The 2,360-nt window shown below is 31.7% G+C and carries 4 protein-coding genes and 1 pseudogene; all 5 read right to left on the reverse strand.

Going from position 1 to position 2,360, the window contains the following annotated elements:
* A pseudogene (locus tag HNP63_RS06585) lies at window positions 1-191 on the reverse strand (DUF792 family protein); the annotation flags it as partial.
* A gap of 15 nt (window positions 192-206) precedes the next feature.
* Window positions 207-1,517 (reverse strand): DUF759 family protein, encoded by a 1,311-nt coding sequence (locus HNP63_RS06590; RefSeq protein ID WP_183227690.1) that lies wholly within the window; start codon window positions 1,515-1,517, stop codon window positions 207-209.
* Window positions 1,518-1,539: 22 nt separating this feature from the next.
* Complete coding sequence (locus tag HNP63_RS06595) at window positions 1,540-1,761, reverse strand: DUF1322 family protein (RefSeq protein ID WP_183227692.1); 222 nt, start codon at window positions 1,759-1,761, stop codon at window positions 1,540-1,542.
* Complete coding sequence (locus tag HNP63_RS06600; RefSeq protein ID WP_183227694.1) at window positions 1,758-2,204, reverse strand: DUF1473 family protein; 447 nt, start codon at window positions 2,202-2,204, stop codon at window positions 1,758-1,760. The genes HNP63_RS06595 and HNP63_RS06600 overlap by 4 nt, the downstream gene beginning before the upstream one ends.
* A gap of 15 nt (window positions 2,205-2,219) precedes the next feature.
* Window positions 2,220-2,360, reverse strand: a 141-nt coding sequence (locus tag HNP63_RS06605) for a DUF1463 family protein (protein WP_183227696.1), incomplete at its 5' end; no start/stop codon positions are given.

Genomic DNA, 2,360 nt, shown 5'->3' on the forward strand with positions numbered 1-2,360 from the left:
GCTCCAAAAAGAGTAAATAGTTGAGTTGCTATATCTTTTATTAATTGTCTAATCTCTTCACAAGACATTTCCCCTTCTTTTTTATTTTCGCAATTGTCATTATTTGCATTTATAATGTCCGTAGAATCCTTTTTTTCTGCAGGCGATATTGTTTTATTTTCATTGACAATATTTACATTGTTAATATCCATAAGTAATTACCTTTTTTATTTAAATTGTCCTAAGTCATCTGAGCCTTTACTCCTATTTTTAAGCCATGCGTACCAACTTAAAGGATTGATATAGTCAACACCCGTACTAACAGCATTGACTACTGAGCTGCCAACGTTTTTTATTCCATCAAAAGCCCCGCTTATACCCTCTTTTATGCTCTTAACTATATCGTTTAAGATTTTTTTAAAATCAAAGTTACTAACTTTATCAATAAAAGTGGAAATTTTGCTGATTATTGGTCGCAAAACATTATTGGTTACGTTTTCAAGAGTTTGTTCTATTTTGGCCAAATTACTTTTAGCTTCATTAACTTCACTAGAATGTCCCGTAATCTTTAAAGAGGATATGTCTCTTATTAATTCTAAAATCTTCTGTGGTCTTAATTCTAGCTTGCCCCCTTCTTGAGTGAGGAATTCCCACTTGTCTTTCATGGCTTCTAGATATTTTTTTCCAAAGTCGTCGATAGGTTTCAACATATCAAAAGCTTCTGTTGCTTTTCCTTTAAGTAATTGGCTAACAACATTAACAGCGCTTTCATTATCACTAGCAAGCCCCGTGCTTCTTAGTAAAGCTGAAAGTTTTGCTGCATTTACTACATTATCTTCATTAGCAAGTCCCAATTCTCTGAGATCGCCTCTAAGTACACTTGCTGTCCGCAACAAGTCTTCTTTTTCTAAGTCGCGCTCAAATCCTTTCATCCCCTCAAGAGCTTCCCAAATTTTAGTGCGTTCATTTTCCTTAAAAACCACGCTATTGAGTTGTTTTAAGTTGTCTTGTTTTGCTTGATCCTCAATTGATTTTTTCATAAAACCATACAAAAACCCAACAATCCCGCCCCCAACTTTACTTATAGCGTTACCAATAACATTTCCTAAGGCGCTACCTATTGCAATTTTGGCAACAAGTCCTTTTCCTTGAGAAGCTGCTAGCATTTTACTTTTTGCTTTTGATTCTTTTGCAAGTTCTTTATACTCAAGGCGTCTTTTATCTCTATCAGACATTAAAGATCTTTTAAAAGCCTCTTTTCTAGCTTTTTCAAAACCCATGCCCTGTTTCATAAGCTTTTTAGTTTGTGTAAGTCTATATTTCTCAACACGCTCTCTTAAGCTTTCAAATTTAGATTGTTTGTTTAGTTCTTTTTTCTTATCAGACAAATTACTTTTTACAATATCTTTAGTACTACCCAAACTAGATTTTTTAGGTTTAAGATATTTTTCCATTTTGGTAATATCTTGCTCAATAGCCTTTTTTGTTGCTGCATGATCAAGAACACCTTTAAATTTAATGGTGAATTTGTCGCTCATTAAGCCCTCATTTGCTTAAAATTCATTCATACAACTCTTTTTCTAATTTAAGATCAGCAATTCGATTGACTTCTAAAAGCTCATCATAAGGCAATTTCTTAACATCATCGTATGAGCAAATATTCATAATCACTGGAAAATAGTATTTATCGTTCTTTATCTCGTCAATCAAGTTGAAATACTTTTTTCTGCTCTCATTAAGATTTGCAATGGCTTTGTCAATCTCTTTATTTATTTTCCTCATTTAGCAACCAGTTCAGTAGAATTTGAGGTAAGTGAAGCAGTTACTTTTGCATAATCAAAATTATCATTAATATAGTCAAAAGTAACAAAATCACCAACATTATTTTCATATTCACTCAAAAATACTAAAGCGGGTTTTTTTAAATCATTATCTATATGAAAAGTATTGAATTGCGCGGTGTAAATAATAGCAACAAGATAGTCCTTATAATAAGAAATAAATTCTCTATTTGCATCTAGAATGACATAAAATTCGTCTAAAAATTTTGGACTTATCATTAAGCTTGTAATTTCTCTTAGGTATTTCACTTCATTAAGCTTATAAATAGCGTCACTTTGATTAAATCCAAGTACTCTATCCCATTCATAGACTGGTAATACTCTAAGTGGGTATTCATAGGTTTTGTTTTTAGTTAAAATTTTCATTTTATATCTCATTATCATAATAAGGCTCTCCTTTTAACTTTTATTTGGGTGTGTTTTTTGACAATTAATAGCCCTAATTTCAAAAGTCACTTTTTCAGCTTCTGCTGAATAACTTCTTGAGGGTTCTTCAGTGAAAATTGCATGGTTAGAAATAATTTTGGTAGCAATTCTATC

Origin of the sequence: Borreliella afzelii, assembly GCF_014202295.1 — a bacterium.
Lineage (GTDB): Bacteria > Spirochaetota > Spirochaetia > Borreliales > Borreliaceae > Borreliella > Borreliella afzelii.

Coding starts and splice junctions, on each gene's coding strand:
- HNP63_RS06590 (WP_183227690.1), bottom strand. CDS start 1,517: ATGAGCGACAAATTCACCATTAAATTTAAAGGTGTTCTTGATCATGCA.
- HNP63_RS06595 (WP_183227692.1), bottom strand. CDS start 1,761: ATGAGGAAAATAAATAAAGAGATTGACAAAGCCATTGCAAATCTTAAT.
- HNP63_RS06600 (WP_183227694.1), bottom strand. CDS start 2,204: ATGATAATGAGATATAAAATGAAAATTTTAACTAAAAACAAAACCTAT.